The sequence below is a fragment of the Microbispora rosea genome (assembly GCF_900156315.1).
GTDB classification, from domain to species: Bacteria; Actinomycetota; Actinomycetes; order Streptosporangiales; family Streptosporangiaceae; genus Microbispora; species Microbispora rosea.
Genome location: NZ_FTNI01000080.1, coordinates 1 through 1,365, shown reverse-complemented (window position 1 = coordinate 1,365; position 1,365 = coordinate 1). Strand labels below are relative to the sequence as shown.

The 1,365-nt window shown below is 71.1% G+C and carries 1 protein-coding gene and 1 pseudogene; both read left to right on the top strand.

Going from position 1 to position 1,365, the window contains the following annotated elements:
• Positions 1–873, top strand: an 873-nt coding sequence (locus tag BXA11_RS41080) for an alpha/beta fold hydrolase (RefSeq protein WP_208865610.1), incomplete at its 5' end; no start/stop codon positions are given.
• A 141-nt stretch (positions 874–1,014) separates the two neighbouring features.
• Positions 1,015–1,239: pseudogene (locus BXA11_RS41075) on the top strand (IS630 family transposase); the annotation flags it as partial.
• Between the last annotated feature and the right edge of the window lie 126 nt (positions 1,240–1,365).

The window sequence follows — 1,365 nt, the reverse complement described above, 5'->3', positions numbered from 1 at the left end:
TCTCGAAGTCCGTCAACTCCGCATCGGCATGAGCACACCTGGCCTGTCCCGGTGACGGCGCTTCGGACCGTCACAGTCGACGGCTCCCCCGTCCAGGTCATGGAGAGCGGCACCGGGCCCGCGGTGCTGATGCTGCACGGCTCCGGACCCGGTACGACCGGATCCGGAGCCTGGGCGGCGACCGCACAGGCGCTGGGCGCGTCCTTGCACCTGGTGGCTCCTGACCAGGCGGGGTTCGGCCGTACACCGATCCCGGCGGGCTCCAGGGGTGGGCTCCGGCTGTGGACGGAGCAGGCCGCGGCCCTGATGGATGCTCTCGGTGTCGAGCACTACGCCGTGGTGGGCCACTCCATGGGCGGGGCCGTGGCGCTGGCGTTGGCGGCCGCGCGTCCCCAGCAGGTCACCCATGTCGTGGCGGTCTCGACGATGGGCGCCCCCGGGGCGCCGCTGTCCGCCGACCTCGACGCGCTCTGGGCCGCCCCCGCCGGCCCGCTCGGGGCACGAGACATGTTGAGTCGCCTCTTCTTCGACCAGGCGCTCGTGACCGAGTCGGCCGTCGCTGCCCGTGCGGCTGCGATGCGAGCGGGGGCGGACGCGTACGCGTCGTTGTTCCCTCCGCCCAGGGCACGGTGGGCCGACGACCTCGCCCTGTCGGCGCAAACGCTGGCAGGGGTCCGCGCGCCCGTGCTGCTCGTCCACGGCGCCGAGGACCGAGTCACCCCACTCGGGACGGCGGCCCTGCCCCTGCTCGAGCATCTGGCCGATGTGCGTCTGCACGTGTTCGGCCGATGCGGGCACGTGCCGGCGATCGAGCACGCGCACGACTTCAGGCGACTCCTGTCGTGCTTCCTCGGCAGGGAACAGGGTCACTGATCGCTGTGACAGGTCCGCAGCCCGTGTCAAGCAGATCAGCATGAAGCGGGCGTGATCCGCCCAGAAGTCGGCGCCCTCCCCGAGGCCCGAGCCATGACGAGGCAGTGGCCGAGGTGGGGGGCACTGCGCTGCCGGTTGTTCCCGAGCGAGGCCCACTTCGGCCGACTCCGCCAGCTCACCATCGCCACCTCACACCACCCGAACCACACCGTCCCGATCCGGGCCCTGCACACCTGCCTGCGCCGGCGCAACGCCAACGCCCGCCACCCCGACGTCCTGGCCGCCCAACGCCGCGAACGTGCCCGCATCCGCAGCGAGAAAGGCATCCGCTGGGGCGGCCGACCACTCTCAACGACCGCGGCCTGACCGCCCAACCCGGTGATCGCTTCCGGTCACAGCACTAGTGTCCTGCGCCTGAAATTCGTCGGCAATATCGTGCGAGGGATTCGAGGATCTCCTCTGCGGTCTTCTTCCATACGAACGGTCGAGGGT